Source organism: Demequina sp., assembly GCA_024707205.1.
In the GTDB taxonomy this organism is placed as follows: domain Bacteria; phylum Actinomycetota; class Actinomycetes; order Actinomycetales; family Demequinaceae; genus Demequina.
On the sequence record JANQAD010000001.1, the window covers coordinates 503,119 to 519,723 of the forward strand.

General features: G+C 67.8%; 16 protein-coding genes. 4 read left to right on the forward strand and 12 right to left on the reverse strand.

Features of this window, described 5'->3' with window-relative positions; translation table 11 throughout:
* Positions 1-4 precede the first annotated feature (4 nt).
* The 8 genes from NVV57_02565 to NVV57_02600 all read right to left on the reverse strand — a co-directional run bounded on the left by NVV57_02565 (position 5) and on the right by NVV57_02600 (position 9,107).
* The gene (locus tag NVV57_02565) at positions 5-1,021 is read right to left on the reverse strand and encodes a hypothetical protein (GenBank protein ID MCR6711632.1); all 1,017 of its coding nucleotides are present in this window, start codon (positions 1,019-1,021) and stop codon (positions 5-7) included.
* Positions 1,018-2,325 carry a thymidine phosphorylase gene (locus NVV57_02570; GenBank protein MCR6711633.1) on the reverse strand — a complete coding sequence of 436 codons (1,308 nt, stop codon included), beginning with the start codon at positions 2,323-2,325 and terminating at the stop codon, positions 1,018-1,020. Before NVV57_02570 ends, NVV57_02565 begins: the two co-directional genes overlap by 4 nt.
* The gene (locus NVV57_02575; GenBank protein MCR6711634.1) at positions 2,322-2,720 is read right to left on the reverse strand and encodes a cytidine deaminase; all 399 of its coding nucleotides are present in this window, start codon (positions 2,718-2,720) and stop codon (positions 2,322-2,324) included. Before NVV57_02575 ends, NVV57_02570 begins: the two co-directional genes overlap by 4 nt.
* Positions 2,717-4,003 carry an ABC transporter permease gene (locus NVV57_02580; GenBank protein ID MCR6711635.1) on the reverse strand — a complete coding sequence of 429 codons (1,287 nt, stop codon included), beginning with the start codon at positions 4,001-4,003 and terminating at the stop codon, positions 2,717-2,719. Before NVV57_02580 ends, NVV57_02575 begins: the two co-directional genes overlap by 4 nt.
* Entirely contained in the window at positions 4,000-5,235 is a 1,236-nt protein-coding gene (locus NVV57_02585) for an ABC transporter permease (GenBank protein MCR6711636.1), read from the reverse strand. Before NVV57_02585 ends, NVV57_02580 begins: the two co-directional genes overlap by 4 nt.
* Entirely contained in the window at positions 5,232-6,749 is a 1,518-nt protein-coding gene (locus NVV57_02590; GenBank protein ID MCR6711637.1) for an ABC transporter ATP-binding protein, read from the reverse strand. The genes NVV57_02585 and NVV57_02590 overlap by 4 nt, the downstream gene beginning before the upstream one ends.
* Positions 6,750-6,861: 112 nt before the next feature.
* On the reverse strand, positions 6,862-7,923 hold the full coding sequence (locus NVV57_02595; GenBank protein MCR6711638.1) for a BMP family ABC transporter substrate-binding protein: 1,062 nt from the start codon (positions 7,921-7,923) through the stop codon (positions 6,862-6,864).
* A gap of 101 nt (positions 7,924-8,024) precedes the next feature.
* Positions 8,025-9,107, reverse strand: a complete 1,083-nt coding sequence (locus NVV57_02600; protein ID MCR6711639.1) for a mannose-1-phosphate guanylyltransferase — start codon at positions 9,105-9,107, stop codon at positions 8,025-8,027.
* A gap of 61 nt (positions 9,108-9,168) precedes the next feature.
* Here NVV57_02600 and sdhC point away from each other — a divergent pair, with 61 nt between their 5' ends.
* Genes sdhC through NVV57_02620 form a run of 4 tightly spaced genes read left to right on the forward strand, consistent with a single transcriptional unit; the run spans position 9,169 to position 12,528 of the window.
* Entirely contained in the window at positions 9,169-9,534 is a 366-nt protein-coding gene (gene sdhC / locus NVV57_02605) for a succinate dehydrogenase, cytochrome b556 subunit (GenBank protein ID MCR6711640.1), read from the forward strand.
* Positions 9,534-9,977, forward strand: coding sequence for a succinate dehydrogenase (locus tag NVV57_02610; protein ID MCR6711641.1), 444 nt, complete (start codon positions 9,534-9,536; stop codon positions 9,975-9,977). The genes sdhC and NVV57_02610 overlap by 1 nt, the downstream gene beginning before the upstream one ends.
* A gap of 11 nt (positions 9,978-9,988) precedes the next feature.
* Positions 9,989-11,758 carry a succinate dehydrogenase flavoprotein subunit gene (gene sdhA, locus NVV57_02615; protein MCR6711642.1) on the forward strand — a complete coding sequence of 590 codons (1,770 nt, stop codon included), beginning with the start codon at positions 9,989-9,991 and terminating at the stop codon, positions 11,756-11,758.
* A gap of 2 nt (positions 11,759-11,760) precedes the next feature.
* Entirely contained in the window at positions 11,761-12,528 is a 768-nt protein-coding gene (locus NVV57_02620; protein ID MCR6711643.1) for a succinate dehydrogenase iron-sulfur subunit, read from the forward strand.
* 190 nt (positions 12,529-12,718) lie between these two features.
* On the opposite strand, the gene NVV57_02625 is transcribed toward NVV57_02620, so the two are convergent.
* From NVV57_02625 to NVV57_02640, 4 genes are all read right to left on the reverse strand, one after another.
* A complete protein-coding gene (locus NVV57_02625; protein ID MCR6711644.1) occupies positions 12,719-13,699 on the reverse strand; it encodes a YihY/virulence factor BrkB family protein in 981 nt (326 codons plus the stop codon).
* Positions 13,700-13,704: 5 nt separating this feature from the next.
* A complete protein-coding gene (gene trpS, locus NVV57_02630) occupies positions 13,705-14,715 on the reverse strand; it encodes a tryptophan--tRNA ligase (GenBank protein MCR6711645.1) in 1,011 nt (336 codons plus the stop codon).
* A 183-nt stretch (positions 14,716-14,898) separates the two neighbouring features.
* A complete protein-coding gene (locus NVV57_02635) occupies positions 14,899-15,228 on the reverse strand; it encodes a Sec-independent protein translocase TatB (GenBank protein ID MCR6711646.1) in 330 nt (109 codons plus the stop codon).
* Positions 15,229-15,245: 17 nt separating this feature from the next.
* Positions 15,246-16,595: a trypsin-like peptidase domain-containing protein gene (locus NVV57_02640; GenBank protein ID MCR6711647.1), complete on the reverse strand. Its 1,350-nt coding sequence runs from the start codon at positions 16,593-16,595 to the stop codon at positions 15,246-15,248.
* Positions 16,596-16,605: the final 10 nt, after the last annotated feature.

Genomic DNA, 16,605 nt, shown 5'->3' on the forward strand with positions numbered 1-16,605 from the left:
GGCCTCACGCGCGGGGCGACGGCAGCACGAGCCACACGAGCCGCGTCCAGTTCCCGAGAGCCGGGAGCCTCCCATGCGGCGACGACAGCGCCGCGATGGGCAGCGCATGCACGGCACCGGAGCCGGGCTCATAGATCCGCAGCGTCTCTCCCTCGCGGCCCACGATGAGCACCACGTGTCGCGGCACCGCGGCCTCGAGACCCATCGAGACGTCGCCGCCAACGTAGGCGGGCACGGGGATTCCGTCGCGAAGCGCGGCCGATGCGTGCGCGAGGCCCGCCACTACGTCCCCTGGAACGCCGTCGTCGATCACGAATCCCCGCAGGCGCAGCCCTGCGCACCGCGCCACGTTGTCCACTCGCCACGGCGGCGTCCCGAGCGCCTGCGGCCACGGAAGCGGCCCCACGGCCCCGGTGGTCGTCGCCCTGTGCGTCGCCCTCTGCAGCGCGTTCCAGCGCTCGGTGACGGTGTGCGCGGGGAGTCGGTCCACCTCCACGCGCAGCACCTCGGGCGGCATATAGTCGCCGATGGTCTGCCCGGTCGCCACCCACAGCGCCACGAACGGGTCCGTGACCATCGCCATGATGGTCATGCTCGCCGCGCCACACGTTGTCTGGTCCACCTGGGTCGCGTGCGTCGTGCCCCATTTCACCGGCCCGACGCTTCCCGCCTTGAGCGGCGCCCTCACCATTGCACGGGCTGGGGCTGGCAGCGACTCCCACTTGGCCGCGAGCCCCGCAACCGCCGCTACCGGCGCCCATGAGGCCGCGGCCCGCTCCACGACAGCCCTATCCACCCCGACTTCCGCGAGGGCGGTCTCAAAGGCCTTTCGGTCGGCGGGGTTCGCGGTGGCGAGGCGGCGCGAGAAGACGCGGGCGAAGATGTCGTCCTCCGGCCTCTCTCCTCGCTGTGCCAGGCCCGATGCCCGCGCAACGGACGCCGCGGACGTCCACCGCCGTCGGCCGCCGAACACGTCTGCGACGTGAGCCGCGACGGCGGTGATGTTCCAGCCAGGGGTCAAGAGCGCGTGCCAACCGAGTCAAGGAAGAGCGTGCGCTCCACGGGAGTGCCGCTCACCTCCACGGCCCCGGCGCCGTCGCAGGCCTCGCCGAGGGCTCCGAGGCCCCGCGCCATGCGCTCCGGCGACTCCGCGTGGAAGGTCATGATGACGTCGCCCTTGCGGACCGGGTCGCCGAGCTGCTTCTTGAGCATGATCCCTGCACCGGCGACCACCGGGTCCTCCTTGCGCTCGCGGCCCGCGCCGAGGCGCCAGGCGGCGATTCCGAGGCCCAGGGCGTCGAGGCGGGTGACGTAGCCGTCGGCCTCTGCGCGGACCTCCTCCGTGATCGGCGAGAGCGGGAGCGGAGTGTCGGGGTCGCCGCCCTGCGCCTCGATCATGCGCCGCCACGAGTCCATCGCGCGGCCGTCCTTGAGGGCGTCCGCTGGGTCTACGTCCGTGCGCCCCACGCCGGCGAGCATCTCACGGGCAAGGGCGAGGGTCAGCTCGACCACGTCCGCGGGGCCGCCCCCCGCGAGCACCTCGATGGACTCCGCGACCTCGTTCGAGTTGCCGATCGCGAGGCCAAGGGGCGTGGACATATCGGTGAGCAGCGCGGAGGTGGTGACCCCGGCGTCGGTCCCAAGGTCGACCATGGTGCGCGCGAGCTCGCGCGCCTGGTCAAGGTCCTTCATGAACGCCCCGGTGCCCACCTTGACGTCGAGGACGAGCACGCCCGTGCCCTCCGCGATCTTCTTGGACATGACCGACGCGGCGATCATGGGGATCGACTCCACGGTTCCGGTCACGTCCCTGAGCGCGTAGAGCTTTTTGTCCGCGGGCGCCAGCTGAGCTCCGGCCGCGCAGATCACGGCGCCCACGTCCCGCAGCTGCGCGTGCATCTCCTCGTTCGTGACGTCCGCTCGCCACCCGGTGAGCGACTCGAGCTTGTCGAGCGTGCCGCCCGTGTGGCCGAGCCCGCGCCCGCTGAGCTGCGGCACGGCAACGCCGAAGGAGGCGACGAGCGGGGCGAGCGGCAGCGTGATCTTGTCGCCGACGCCGCCCGTGGAGTGCTTGTCCGCGGTCGGCTTGCCCAGACCGGAGAAGTCCAGCCGCACGCCGGTGTTGATCATCGCCTGGGTCCAGCGTGCGATCTCACCGCGCGTCATTCCGCGCTGCAGGATGGCCATGGTGAGCGAGCTCATCTGCTCGTCGGCGACAACGCCCCTCGTATAGGCGTCAACCATCCAGTCGATCTGGGCGTCGGGAATCACGTGACCGTCGCGCTTGGTGACGATCACCTGCACTGCATCGAACGGCTCGCTCATGACTCCTCCAGGTTGTCCGGACCAAATGCCCACGGAAGCATCGATGCCATGGTGACGGGGCCGTCGGGCCCATCGAGAAGCAGGTCGGGACCGCCGTGCTCGAAGAGCAGCTGGCGGCACCGCCCGCACGGTGCAAGAGGGGCGCCGTGCCCGTCGACGCACGCGAACGCGATGAGGCGCTTGCCAAGCGCATCGGTGTGCAGCTTGGACACGAGCGCACACTCCGCGCACAGGGTGAGGCCAAAGCTCGCGTTCTCGACGTTGGCGCCCGTGACGATGGCTCCCGTGTCCGTGAGCGCGGCCACGCCCACGGGGAAGTGCGAATACGGAACGTACGCACGCTCGCTAGCGGCCCGCGCCTCGCGGCGCAGCGCCTCCCAGTCGATCTCAGTCATTTCTTGTACGGGATGCCTTCGGAGGCCGGTGGCTTCGCGTGCCCGACGAAGCCCGCAACCGCGAGGATCGTGGCGAGGTACGGGAGCATCGCGAGGAACTGCGAAGGGATGCTCGATCCGATGATGCCAAGTTGATCCTTGAGCGAGTAGGCGAAGCCGAACAGCAGCGCCGCCGACAGCGCGCCGGTGGGACGCCACCGGCCGAGGATCATGGCAGCCAGCGCGATATAGCCCGCGCCACTCGTCATCTCCTTGCCGAACGCGAGGCCCGACGCCACGGTGAAGAACGCGCCGCCGAGGCCGGCGATGGCGCTGCCGAGCATGGTGTTGCGCACCCGGGTGCGGTTGACCTTGATGCCGACGGTGTCCGCGGCCTTGGGGTGCTCGCCGACAGCGCGGACGCGCAGGCCCCAGCGCGAGCGGAACAGCATGACCGCGAGGATCGCGACCGTCGCGTACATCAGGTAGACGAGAAGCGTCGCGTTGAACAGCGTGGGTCCGATCACCGGGATGTCGCCGAGGATCGGGATCTTGATCTTCGCGAGCGGCATGGGCTGGTTGAGCGCCGTGTTCTCGCGAAGCAGCGTGCCGAACAGGAAGTTGGTGATGCCGACCACGAGCACGTTGACGACCACACCGACCACGATCTGGTTGACCCAGTACTTGACCGCGAACAGCGCCAGCAGGGCGCCTACAAGCGCGCCCGCGATGGGCGCCGCGATCAGGCCCACGTAAGGGTTGTGGACGGCAGACGCGACCACGGCCGCGGTGAAGGCTCCGGCGAGCAGCTGACCCTCGATGGCGATGTTGATGATTCCGGAGCGCTCACACACGAGGCCGGACAGCGCACCGAACACGAGCGGCACGGCGCGCACAACGGCAACCGTGAGCAGTCCAGTCACCGCGACGTTGGTGCCCTCTTTGCCGGCCCCGGCCCATGCGAGCAGCGCGAACATGACCGCGACGCCGTAAAGCACGGAGGCCCACCAGGGGAACTTCCTTGCCGTCTGCACGCACCAGAACGAGTAGCCGGCGAGCCCGAGCGCGACGATCGAGAGCAGGATCGCGGTGATCTGCGAGGGAACCTCGAGCACGGGAATCTGGATGGCGTCGGCCTTGCTCGAGAAGGCGAACGAGGTGGAGACCCCGCTGGGAGCCCCCAAGCCGAAGAACACGAAGGAGAGCACGGCGATCACGCCGAGCGTGATGGGCAGGCCCCATTGCTTGGCCGCGCGGATGTCGGGCATGGGCACGGCCGGGGCCGATGTGGTCACGGCGGTCATGCCACAACCTCCTTGACCTTGCGGGGGGTGGGCAATCGGAACAGGAACCTCACGAGCGGCGGCGCCGCGATGAACAGCACGATCAGCGACTGGATGACCAGCACGATGTCGATGGGGAGGTCCGCCTGCACCTGAAGCGTCGGCCCGGCCGCCTTCAGGCCCCCGAACAGCGTGGCCGCGAGCACGATGCCAACGGGTCTCGATGCTCCAAGGAGCGCCACCGTGATCGCGTCGAAGCCGATGGAGCCCGCGATGCCAATGGTCAGCGAGGGCTGAGTGCCGAGGATCTGGGCCGAGGCCGCGAGTCCAGACAGCGCACCGGAGACGGTCATGACCAGGATGATCACCAGCGGCACCTTCATGCCAGCGGTCTTGGCCGCACTGGCGTTGGCCCCGACCGCGCGGAATTGGAAGCCAAGGGTGGACCGCTCCATGAGCCACCACGCGAAGAAGGCCGCCACGAGCGCCAGAACGAAGCCCCAGTGCAGCTGGAACTGGCTGCCGAACAGCGTGGGGTACTGCGCGCTCTTGTCGAGCACGGGCGACTGGGGGTTGTTGCTGCCAGGACGCTGGAACGCCTCAAGCGTCAGGAGCCAGCTCAACAGGTACAGCGCCACGTAGTTGAGCATGATCGTGGAGATGACCTCGTGAGCGCCCGTCTTGGCCTTCAGCCAGCCGGGGATGAAGCCCCAGCCTGCGCCACCGAGGGCACAGCCGACGATCGCGAGAATCAGGTGCAGCGGGAAGGGCAGGTGCCACATGAAGCCGACCATGGCGCCGACGGTGGCGCCGATCATGATCTGGCCCTGAGCGCCGATGTTGAACATGCCGGCGCGGAATCCGATGCCGATTCCGAGACCCGCGAAGATCAGCGGCGTGGCGCTCGTGAGCGTCTGCATGAACGGCGCGATCTTCTGCGAGAAGGTGTCCCCGCCGCCGTTGTAGACGGCGCCCTGCCAGATGGCGCTGTAGGCGGACCCGAGAGCGTCGGCCGCGGCCTGGAACGTGTCAGCGGGCCGTGAGAAGAAATACTGGAGCGCCGTGCGGAACTCGGGGTCCGCGAAGAGGATCAGGATGCCGCTGAGGACGAGCGAGGCGACGACCGCGAGGATGATCACCACGGCGGTGCTCTCGGCGATCTCCCGCAGGAGCGAGCGGGAGTCGCCCTGGGCCTTGGCCGCGGGCTCTGACGGGGCCGGCTGCTCCGGCGCCGGGGCTTGGTCGACGGTCACGCCGCATCCTCCTCAGTGTGGGCGCCGGCCATCATGAGGCCGAGCGTGTCACGGCTCGTGTTCGGGGGCACCACGCCAACGATCTGACCGTGATACATCACGGCGATGCGGTCGGCGAGCGCTACGACCTCGTCAAGTTCCGCGCTGACGATGAGAACTGCCGCGCCAGAATCCCGCTCCTCGATGATGCGCTTATGGACGAACTCGATCGACCCCACGTCCAGACCGCGGGTCGGGTTCGATGCGATGAGCAGCTTGAGCGGCCGCGACAGCTCGCGCGCAAGGACCACCTTCTGCTGGTTGCCGCCGGAGAGTGAGCCTGCGGTCAGGTAGACGGAGGTGGTGCGGATGTCGAACTGCTCAACGGCCTTCTTCGCGGCCTCGTCGATCACCCCTGGCTTGAGCGCGCCCGCCTTCGAATACGGAGGCTTGTCGTAGACGTCGAGGATGAGATTGTTCGCGATGGTGAACGCGGAGACGAGGCCATCCTCGTTGCGGTCCTCGGGGACGAACCCGATCCCGGATTCGAGCACTTGCTTGATCTTCAGGCCGGTGATGGTCTTCCCCGCGAGCGTGGCCGTGCCGGCGACGGGCGTGATCCCGCCGAGCAGCGCCTCGGTGAGTTCCGTCTGGCCATTGCCTTGGACGCCGGCAATCGCGAGGATCTCCCCCGCCCTCACGTCGAACGATACGTTGTTCAGCTGGACGACGCCAAGGTCGTCGATCACGGACATGCCCTCGACCTCGAGCACGACCTCGCCTGGCGTCGCCACGCCCTTGTCGACCGTCATCGTGACCGCGCGGCCAACCATCTTGGAGGCAAGCTCCTCGCGCGAGGCCGTTGGCAGGGCCGTTCCGACCACCTTGCCGCGGCGGATGACCGTGATGGTGTCGGCGATCGCCTGCACCTCGCGCAACTTGTGGGTGATGAGCACGACCGCGGTGCCAGAGTCGCGCAGCTGGCGGACGATCTCGAGGAGCTCGTCCGTCTCCTGCGGGGTCAGCACCGCCGTCGGCTCGTCGAGAATCAGCACCTCGGCGCGCTGCGAGAGCGCTTTGATGATCTCCACGCGCTGTTGCACGCCCACAGGGAGATCCTCGATCACCGCGTCGGGATCCACGTTGAACCCGAAGCGCGCGGAGATTTCGCGGACCTTGTCCCGCGCCGCGTTGATGTCCAGCAGGCGGAACGGACCCCTTACCTGCTCGTGGCCGAGCATGACATTCTCGGCGACCGTGAAGGGGTGAACCAGCATGAAGTGCTGGTGAACCATCGCGATGCCGGCTGCCATCGCGTCTCCGGGTCCCACGAAGCTGACGGGCTTGTCATCGATCAGGATCTCGCCGCCGTCTGGATCGTAGAGTCCGAACAGCACATTCATGAGAGTTGACTTGCCCGCGCCGTTCTCACCCAACAGTGCGTGGACCGTTCCTGGCTCGATGACCAAGTCGATCGCGTCGTTGGCCGTGAAATCTCCAAAACGCTTGGTAATCCCCCTGAGTTCGAGTTTCACGCCTGCTCCTTTGCTACGCCAACTGAACGTTCCCATCCAAGCACGAGGGGCGCGCCACGTCCACGCAGCGCGCGCCCTCGATTCTTGGGTCAGGGCGACCCTTCTCGCTTGGCTAGGAGACCTTGACGGAAATCGATCCGTCGATGATGCCCGCCTTGAGCTCGTCGATCTTCGACAGGACATCAGCGGGAACCACGGAGGCCGTGGTGCCGAGGCCAACGCCACCGTTCTCGAGCGTGCCAACGTAGTTCTCGTTGGTGAAGCCCGCACCGGTGGCGGCCTCGCTCACGACGTCGTACACGGCCGGTCCCATGAGCTTCATGACCGAGGTGAGGATGATGTCCGAGTAGTCGGTGGTCTGCGTCCAGTCGGAGTCAACACCGATGATCCAGGTGTTGCCTGCGGCCTTTGCGGCAGCAGCCGCACCGAGTCCAACGGGGCCGGCGACGGGCATGATGATGTCCGCGCCCTGGTCGATGAAGCCCTGGGCGAGGTTCTGGCCCTTGGTCTGGTCATCGAAGTCGTCCGTGAACGAGCCGTCCTTGCCGTCCCAGCCAAGAACCTTGACCGACGTGCCGTTCTCGCTGTTGAAGTAGTTCACACCAGCAAGGAATCCGTCCATGAAGATCGTGACGGTGGGGATGTTCATGCCACCGAACGTCGCGACGGTGCCGGTCTGCGTGGAGCCTGCAGCGGCGTAGCCCGCGAGGAACGCGGCCTGGTCGGTCTCGAAGGTGAGGCCCTTGACGTTGGAGATCGGCGGGTCGAACGCGAAGTCGATGATCGCGAAGTTCGTGTTCGGGTTCGCCTCTGCGGCCGCCTTGGTGGCGTCGCCGAGCAGGAATCCGACCGTGATGATCAGGTCGCAGTTCGCGGACACCATCGCGTTGATGTTGGTGGCGTAGTCCGCCTCATCCGTGGACTCCGCCGTCGCAGACTGGAGGCCGAGGTCGTTGACCACGGACTGCAGCCCCTCGTAACCGGCCTGGTTGAACGACTTGTCGTCGAAGCCACCGGCGTCCGAGACCATGCAGGCCTTGTAGTCGATGGGCTCGGCCGTGCTGGTGGGGGCCGGGCTGTTCGTCGCCGTGGTCTCCTCGGGCGCACTGGAGCACGCCGCGAGCGCGAGCGCCGCGACTGCCCCGAGGGCGCCGAAGCGAATCGTGTTCTTCATGAGTGATGTCCTCACTGATAGGGCCCGTTGTAACGGGCAGTGGGTAGTTCCACTCTAGCGAGGCTTTGTTGCACGTTCTCGCCGGAGATGTTGCGAAACGGCTACGAAATGGTGCCCGACGCTGTGGTACCGGCGTCCTTGACCAGTTGGCTCGCCGATTTGCTCACCACGAGAATCGCGTCCTCCGTCTGGACCACGACAACATCGCTCAACCCGACCACCGCGAGGGTGCGCTCAGCACCTATCGACACCACGCCGTCGGACCCAACGGCGCGAACCTCGCCTTCGCCCGCGATGCGCACCACGCCGTCTGCGTCAGGGGTGGCGAGCTCGGCCAGGGAGGCGAAGTCGCCGATGTCGTGCCAGTCGAACGTGGACGGCACCACCGCGACTCCGCCCTGGGCGGCGATTGGCTCCGCGATCGCGTGATCGATCGAGATGCGCTCGAGCTGCGGCCATTCGCGCGCGAGCACCTCGGGACCCTCCGCGGTGTCCCAGGCACGCGCAATTCGGCGAATCCCCGCCTCGAGCTCAGGGTGCAGGGCCGCGAGATGATTGAGCAGCACGTCGGTGCGGACCACGAACATGCCCGCGTTCCACACGTAGCCACCGTGAGCGACCATGGCGCGCGCGGTGTGGACGTCCGGCTTCTCGGCGAACTTGTTGACGCGCGATACGCCAGGCGAATGGGGCACGCCCACCTCGATGTAGCCGAACGCCGTGGACGGGGCGGTGGGCTCGATGCCGATGGTCACCAGGAAGCCTTCGCGGGCGGGGCCGACGGCCGTACGCACCGCGGCGCGGAACGCGACGTCGTCGCGAATCACGTGGTCCGCGGCGAACGAGCCGATGATGCGCGGGCCGTGCCGCTGCTCCACCACCGCGGCCGCGAGCGCGATAGCCGCCATCGAGTCCCGCGGGCTTGGCTCTGCCAGGAGGTTCTCGCGGGCCAGGGTTGGCGCCTGGGCGAGCACGGCGTCGGCGTGCAACGCACCCGTGACCACCACCACCTCCGGGGTGAGGGGTGCAAGCCGCGCGAGCGTGTCCTGGAGCAGGCTGCTCCCTGTCCCAAGGAGGTCAAGCAGGAACTTGGGGCGATCGGGGCGCGACAGGGGCCACAGGCGAGAGCCGATGCCCCCTGCCGGGACGACGGCGACGAAGTCTGCGAGCGGCGTTTCGGTCATGGCGACCAGATTATGATGCTTAGCGAGGGGAACGAGCCTGTAGGGAGACAAAGTGCCGTCGATGCCGACGCTCTATCGTGGCCGCGAGGGCATGTGGATGTGGGTGGTGCATCGCACCACAGGGGTCGCGATCTTCTTCTTCCTGCTCATTCACATCCTCGACACCTCGCTCGTGCGCATCTCGCCGGTGGACTACAACGACGTGATCGGCTCGTACCACACGCCGCTGTACGGGATCGTGGAGGCCGGGCTCGTAGCCGCGATCATCCTGCACGCCTTCAACGGCGTGCGCATCATCCTCGTTGACCGCTGGACGTGGGCGCTGCGTCACCAGCGCATGCTGTCGTGGATCGTGTGGGGCATCTTCATCGTCTTGATGGCCGGGTTCCTGCCGCGCCACCTCATGTCCGTGTTTGGGGGTGAGTGATGGCCTCCGTGGCACCAGAGCTGACGCCGATCCCGTCGCGACGCACCATTGGCAACGTGCAACGCTGGGCGTGGATGTTCCAGCGCATCTCCGGGCTGATTCTCATCGTGCTGATCTTCACGCACCTCATCTTCAACCTGGTGCTCGGTGACGGCGTGAGCCAGATCGACTTCGGCTTCGTCGCGGGCAAGTGGGCGGCGCCCCTGTGGCGGTGGTGGGACTTCGCCCTGCTGGTCCTCGCGCTCGCCCACGGGTACAACGGCATGCGGATGATCGTCGACGACTACGCGCACGGACGCGTCTGGCCCAAGGTGCTGCACTGGTCGCTTCGCCTCTCGGTGCTCGCGCTCGTGATCCTGGGCACCCTCGTGATCTTCACCTTTGACCCGTGCCCCGCCGGCGTGGATCCGTCCCTCATTCCCAGCTTCTGCGCCGACCTGTAAGGAACCTCTCCATGGCCGAATTTGAGTTCGACGTCGTCATCGTTGGCGCCGGCGGTGCGGGGATGCGCGCGGCGCTCGAGTCGTCGCAGCGCGCGAAGACCGCGTGTCTCACCAAGCTGTATCCCACTCGGTCGCACACCGGAGCGGCTCAGGGAGGCATGGCGGCCGCGCTCGGCAACGTCGAGGACGACAACATCGAGTGGCACGTCTTCGACACCGTCAAGGGCGGCGACTACCTCGTGGACCAGGACGCGGCGGAGATCCTCTGCACCGAGGCCGTGGACGCGGTGCTCGATCTGGAGAAGATGGGCCTTCCGTTCAACCGCACGGAGGACGGGCACATCGACCAGCGCCGGTTCGGCGGCCACACTCGCCAGCACGGCGAGGCGGCCGTGCGTCGCGCCTGCTATTCGGCCGACCGCACGGGCCACATGATCTTGCAGACCCTCTACCAGCAGTGCATCAAGCAAGAGGTGGAGTTCTTCAACGAGTACTACGTGCTCGACCTGATCCTCACCGAAGACCCGCAGGCGGCGGCCCCCGGTGCGGAGGTGAGCGTTTCCGGCGTGGTGGCGCTCGAGCTCTCGACCGGCGAGATCCACACGTTCCGCGCCAAGGCCGTGATCTTCGCGACCGGCGGCGCCGGCAAGGTGTTCAAGACCACCTCGAACGCGCACACGCTCACGGGCGACGGCATGGCGATCGCGCTGCGAGCCGGCCTCCCCCTCGAGGACATGGAGTTCTTCCAGTTCCACCCGACGGGTCTGGCTGGCTTGGGCATCCTGCTGTCCGAGGCCGCGCGCGGCGAGGGCGGCATCCTGCGCAACTCCGAGGGCGAGCGCTTCATGGAGCGCTACGCGCCCACCATCAAGGACCTCGCGCCGCGAGACATGGTGGCGCGAGCGATGGCCAACGAGGTCCGCGAAGGCCGCGGCGCGGGCCCACACAAGGACTACGTGCTGCTGGACCTCACTCACCTCGAGCCCGCGCACATCGACGAGAAGCTCCCCGACATCACCGAGTTCGCGCGCACCTATCTCGGAGTGGAGCCGTACACGGAGCCCGTGCCCGTCTACCCCACCGCGCACTACGCGATGGGCGGCATCCCCACCACCGTGCAGGGAGAGGTGCTGCGCAACAACACCGACGTCGTGAAGGGGCTCTACGCCGCAGGCGAGTGCGCGTGCGTGTCCGTGCATGGCGCCAACCGCCTGGGCACCAACTCGCTGCTCGACATCAACGTGTTCGGGCGCCGCGCCGGCATCGCCGCCGCGGACTACGCGAACTCCGTCGCCGAAGCCGCACCCATGCCAAGCGGCGCTGACGCGGCACTGGTGGAGGCCGTCGGGCGGCTGAAGGCGACCGTGGGAACAACCGGAGCCGAGCGCATCGCCGAGCTGCGCAAGGCCCTCCAGGAGACCATGGACCGCAACTGCCAGGTGTTCCGCGACGCCGCGTCGCTCGAGGAGGCGACCGCGGCGGTCGCCGAACTGCGCGAGCGATACAAGAACATCGCCATCCACGACCGCGGCAGCCGCTTCAACACGGACCTGCTCGAGGCGATGGAGCTCGGGTTCCTGTTGGACCTCGCGGAGGTCGTCGTCGCCGGCGCCCTCGCGCGCGAGGAGAGCCGCGGCGGGCACTACCGCGAGGACTTCCCCACGCGCGACGACGAGAAGTTCATGGTGCACACGATGGCGTACGCGTCCGACGCTGGGGTGAGGCTGGACTACAAGCCGGTCGTCGTGACCAAGTATCAGCCGATGGAGAGGAAGTACTGAGCATGACGACGGTTGCTGACTCCCCTGTCGAGACCGGCACGGTGCCCACGATCGAGGTCACGCTGCGCATCCGCCGGCAGGATCCGGAGGGAACCGAGGACAGCGCTCCCGGCGAGGAGTACTGGTCGCAGTTCACGCTCACGATGCACGCCACCGACCGCGTGCTCGACGCGCTGCACAAGATCAAGTGGGAGCGCGACGGATCGCTGGCGTTCCGCCGCTCGTGCGCGCACGGGGTGTGCGGATCAGACGCGATGCGCATCAACGGCAAGAACCGCCTCGCGTGCAAGACGCTGCTCAAGGACCTCAACCCGGCGCGGCCCATCACCGTGGAGCCGATCGCGGGTCTGCCCGTGGAGAAGGACCTCATCGTGGACATGGAGCCGTTCTTCGCCTCCTACCGCGAGATCATGCCGTTCCTCATCACCACCGGGCCCGCTCCCGAGCGCGAGCGGCTGCAGTCTCCTGAGCAGCGCGCGCGGTTTGACGACACCACCAAGTGCATCCTGTGCGCCGCGTGCACCACCGCATGCCCCGTGTTCTGGACCGACGGCCAGTACTTTGGCCCGCAGGCCATCGTTGGCGCGCACCGGTTCATCTTCGACTCCCGCGACGAGGGACAGTGGGATCGGCTGGAGATCCTCAACGACAAGGCCGGCGTGTGGAAGTGCCGCACGGCCTTCAACTGCACCGAGGCGTGCCCGCGCGGCATCGAGGTGACGAAGGCGATCTCCGAGGTCAAGCGCGCGCTTAATACCGGCGAGATCTAGGCCCGCCGTCATCCTGCGACCGCACGGCGGAGCGCAGGACCTCGCCCCGGCGTCGGCTCCTGAGGGACCATGCGGCGTTCCATCCCTCCTAAGCCCCAGAAGCCGCCGCCCAGAGGGACCAACCGGCCTTCCATCCGTCTGGCTGGCAACGACGGGGTGAGCCTGCGACCGTGCGAGAAGGCGGGCCCGGTCAGTCCTGCGGGCCGGGCTCGACCTCGCGCACGGAGGCCGCCGTGGGGCGCGGAGGCAGCACCTCTCCCGCGGCGAGACGCGCCTCGTGCTCGGCGATGGCGCCGATCCACGCCGCGGCGATGAGGAGCGTCCGTGCGGTGAGGTCAACGAACAGCATGAGCGCGATAATCGCGGCGAAGGGCGCGAGCACGGAGTTGTTCGATGCAGACGCCACGAGCAATCCGGAAGCCGCCTGCAGCAGCGCGAACGCGAAGCCGGCCATGAGCACCGTGGGTAGCATCACGCGCCGCGTGCTCTGCGCGCGCCCAAGCACCAGCAGCACGAGGGCCACGAACACGCAGTCCATGAGGAAGCCAACCAGGAACGCGGCGAGGCTCACCACCCACGTGCTGACAACGTCGTCCCCGATGAGGCGAGCCACGAATTGGGCGAGGGTCACCGCGATGACCTGCAGCGCGGTTCCCACCACGGCGAGCAGCACGAGCGCGAACAGCACGATGATGTCGCGCAGGGTGCCAGGGATCTTCTTGCCCGCCGCGTCACCGAGCATGACGCGCACACCGGCGCGCAGACCCCTCATGTAGCGGGTGGCAGTGTAGATCAGCACGAAGAAGGCGATGATGCCCACGATCCCGCTCGTCGTTGGCGCCTGGATAGATTCGGGATCGATGAGACCCGGCTGGTCCCCCTCGGGGAAGAGCCCAGGGATCGCCTGGCCCACGTAGTCGATGATGCTGTCGCGGAACGCCTCGTTGTTGAACACCGCGAAGCTCGCGATCGTGACGGCGAGCACGATGGCAGCAGCTATCGACGCCAAGGAGTAGTACGCGATGCCGCCGGCGAGCACGTTGCCGTTCTGGCGCACGTACCGCGTCCCCGCCACGCCGACCGGCCGGTTCTGGAGCCAAAGCGCGAGCTCCTTGAGGTACACGAAGCGGCCCCGCGCTGCGGCGGTCGCTTTCTGCCTTCGTTCCCCCATGCCCGCTACCCGCGACGTGGCGGCAGCAGCCCCACCCGGTCGTAGATGCGCGCGAGCGTGTTGCGCGCGATGGCGGACGCCTTGGCCGCCCCCTCCGCGAGCACCGCGTCGAGCTTGTCCGGAGCCTCCATCCAGTCGAGCGTGCGCTCGCGCACCGGTGCCAGCTCCGCGACCACGATGTCCGCGAGGTCGCCCTTGAGGTGGCCGTACATCTTGCCTTCGTAGTCGGCGACGATGTCCGCGATGGCGCGGCCCGTGAGCGCCGAGTAGATGGTGAGCAGGTTGGAGACGCCCGCCTTGTTCTCGGGGTCGAACGCGATCACGGTGTCCGAGTCGGTGGTCGCGGACTTGATGTTCTTGGCCAGCACCTTGGGGTCCTCGAGGATCTCGATGATCCCGCGCGGGCTAGAGAACGACTTCGACATCTTCTTCGTCGGCTCCTGGAGGTCGAAGATCTTCGCGGTCTCCTTGACGATGTGCGGCTCCGGCACCACGGCCGTGCCGTCGCCCAGGCGCGCGTTGAGGCGCTGCGCGAGGTCTCGCGACAGCTCCAGGTGCTGGCGCTGGTCCTCGCCAACGGGCACCAGGTTCGTGTCGTACAGCAGGATGTCCGCGGCCATGAGCACGGGATAGGTGAACAGGCCCACGTTGACGCCCGACTCCCCCACTTGCGCCGACTTGTCCTTGAACTGGGTCATGCGCCCGGCCTCGCCCATCCCCGTGAATGTGGACAGGATCCACGTGAGCTCCGCGTGCTCGTGGACGTGCGACTGCACAAAGAGCAGCGAGTTCTCCGGGTCCACGCCGGCAGCGAGGAACTGCGCGGCCGTCAGGCGGGTGCGGCGGGTCAGCACGGCGGGATCGGGCGCGACCGTGAGTGCGTGCAGGTCAACCACGCAGTAGACGGCCTCGCGTCCGTCCTGGAGCGCCACCCACTGCTGCAGCGCGCCAAGGTAGTTGCCGAGCTGAAGGGAGTCCGAGGTGGGCTGCATACCCGAGAAGACGCGCTGAGTCATGACGGACATTCTTCCAGGTCCAGCCACCGCGGCCCTCCTCCACACAATCTGGCTCGCCACAGCGTCGGGCATTTTCAAGATGCCTGGTAGATCGGCTTGGCTCAAGTGGAGCAGCGCAAATTGTGTGGAGGAGGGCCGCGGCGGCCACCTGGGCATGCCCGACGCTGGGGCCGGGTGGCGCAGCTACGTTGCGTCGTCGTCGAATGGCGCGTGCTGGGGAGCCTGCCCCGACGCCGGCCCCGCGGTGTTCACGGGGCCCGGCGTCGGCAGCGGCTCGTACAGGGCCTCACGCACGATGCGGCGAGGGTCGTACTGGCGAGGGTCAAGCGACTTCCAGTCGATGTCCTCGCCCACCTCGGCCTGAATTTGCTGCTTGCCCTGCTGCCACATCTGGCGCCCCCTGACGATCCACTCGCGGAGCTGCCGCGAGTAGGAGGGCAGGCGCTCGGGACCGATGACGATGATCGCCACGAGCGCGAGGAGTGCAAACTCCCCGGGGTTGATGCCAAACATGGCTCTATTGTGCCCGGCTAGTTGCTCGGAGTCGGCTGCGGAGTGGCGTTCTCGTCACCGAAGTTGACCTCGGAGTCGGCGGCGAGCGTCACCGTGATGTCCTGCTCCTTGCCGTCGCGCTTGACGGTGAGCACAACAGTGTCGCCCGGTGCCTTGGCCCGGATCGCGATGATCAGGTCCTCGGAGCGCGCGATGGCACGGCCGTCGATCTTGGTGATCACGTCACCGGGCTTGATGCCCGCCTGCTCCGCGGGGCTGCCGGGGATGACGCCGGGCTGGCCGTTGACCTCCTTGGCCACGAGCACGCCCTCGCCCTGGTTGCTCGAGTCGACCATGATGCCGATCACCGGGTACGTGGCGTGACCCGAGGTGATGAGCTCTTCCACCGTGCGGCGCACCTGGTTCGACGGGATCGCGAAGCCGAGGCCGACGGAGCCCGCCTGCCCGCCAGTCGTGTTCGTGGACGCGATGGCGGAGTTGATGCCGATGACCTGGCCCGCGGAGTCCAGCAGCGGACCGCCCGAGTTGCCGGGGTTGATCGCCGCGTCGGTCTGGATCGCGTCGATGAACGCGTTCCCGTTGCCGGTCTCGGACGACGTGGTGACCGCGCGGTGCAGCGCGGAGACGATGCCCGTGGTGACCGTGGAGTCAAGGCCGAGCGGGGAGCCGATAGCGATGACGGGGTCGCCGACGACCACCTGGGAGGAGTCGGCGAGCGTGAGGGGCGTGAGGCCGGTCTTGTCGACCTTGAGCACGGCGAGGTCGTAGTCCTCGGTGCTGCCCACGACCTTGGCATCCACGACGGTGCCGTCGGAGAACAGCACCTTGATGGCACCATCGGCGCCGTCGATCACGTGGTTGTTGGTGACGATGTAGCCGTCCTGGCGGACCACGAAGCCGGAGCCCGTGGAGGTGCGGCCCTCCGAGCTCGACGCCTCGATCGACACGACGGACGGGAGCACGGCTGCCGAAACAGCGGCGACGGATCCCGCCTGAACGTCGAGCGACGAGTCGTGCTGGTTGGCCGCGGGCAGGGCCGCAGTGGTCGACGCTGGGGTCGACTCGCCGTTGAGCTCGTCGTAGGCGAAGGCCGCGCCAAAGCCGCCGATGGCGCCGAGAATCAGGGCGCCGCCCGCGATCGCGGTGACCGCGCCCGCGCCGATGCGTCCGCGAGCCGGCTTGTCCTCTACGCGCGTCTGCGGCGCCTGCGTGACGACGACGTCTGGTGAGGTCGCGGGAACGGCGGCCACAGCGTCGGGCGCCTCCTGGACCGCAATGCTGGAGGGCGACGCGGGCTCGGCAGGTGCGCCAGCGTCGGAAACCTGCGCCGAGAGGTCATCCGGCGAGGCGAAGGGGTTGTCAGACATGAGATTCCTT

What these genes read in the sequence shown, in the direction of transcription:
- NVV57_02570 (MCR6711633.1), bottom strand. Translation starts at nt 2,325, where the DNA reads ATGAGCGAGCCGTTCGATGCAGTGCAGGTGATCGTCACCAAGCGCGAC.
- NVV57_02575 (MCR6711634.1), bottom strand. Translation starts at nt 2,720, where the DNA reads ATGACTGAGATCGACTGGGAGGCGCTGCGCCGCGAGGCGCGGGCCGCT.
- NVV57_02580 (MCR6711635.1), bottom strand. Translation starts at nt 4,003, where the DNA reads ATGACCGCCGTGACCACATCGGCCCCGGCCGTGCCCATGCCCGACATC.
- NVV57_02595 (MCR6711638.1), bottom strand. Translation starts at nt 7,923, where the DNA reads ATGAAGAACACGATTCGCTTCGGCGCCCTCGGGGCAGTCGCGGCGCTC.
- NVV57_02600 (MCR6711639.1), bottom strand. Translation starts at nt 9,107, where the DNA reads ATGACCGAAACGCCGCTCGCAGACTTCGTCGCCGTCGTCCCGGCAGGG.
- sdhC (MCR6711640.1), top strand. Translation starts at nt 9,169, where the DNA reads ATGCCGACGCTCTATCGTGGCCGCGAGGGCATGTGGATGTGGGTGGTG.
- NVV57_02610 (MCR6711641.1), top strand. Translation starts at nt 9,534, where the DNA reads ATGGCCTCCGTGGCACCAGAGCTGACGCCGATCCCGTCGCGACGCACC.
- sdhA (MCR6711642.1), top strand. Translation starts at nt 9,989, where the DNA reads ATGGCCGAATTTGAGTTCGACGTCGTCATCGTTGGCGCCGGCGGTGCG.
- NVV57_02620 (MCR6711643.1), top strand. Translation starts at nt 11,761, where the DNA reads ATGACGACGGTTGCTGACTCCCCTGTCGAGACCGGCACGGTGCCCACG.
- NVV57_02625 (MCR6711644.1), bottom strand. Translation starts at nt 13,699, where the DNA reads ATGGGGGAACGAAGGCAGAAAGCGACCGCCGCAGCGCGGGGCCGCTTC.
- trpS (MCR6711645.1), bottom strand. Translation starts at nt 14,715, where the DNA reads ATGACTCAGCGCGTCTTCTCGGGTATGCAGCCCACCTCGGACTCCCTT.
- NVV57_02635 (MCR6711646.1), bottom strand. Translation starts at nt 15,228, where the DNA reads ATGTTTGGCATCAACCCCGGGGAGTTTGCACTCCTCGCGCTCGTGGCG.
- NVV57_02640 (MCR6711647.1), bottom strand. Translation starts at nt 16,595, where the DNA reads ATGTCTGACAACCCCTTCGCCTCGCCGGATGACCTCTCGGCGCAGGTT.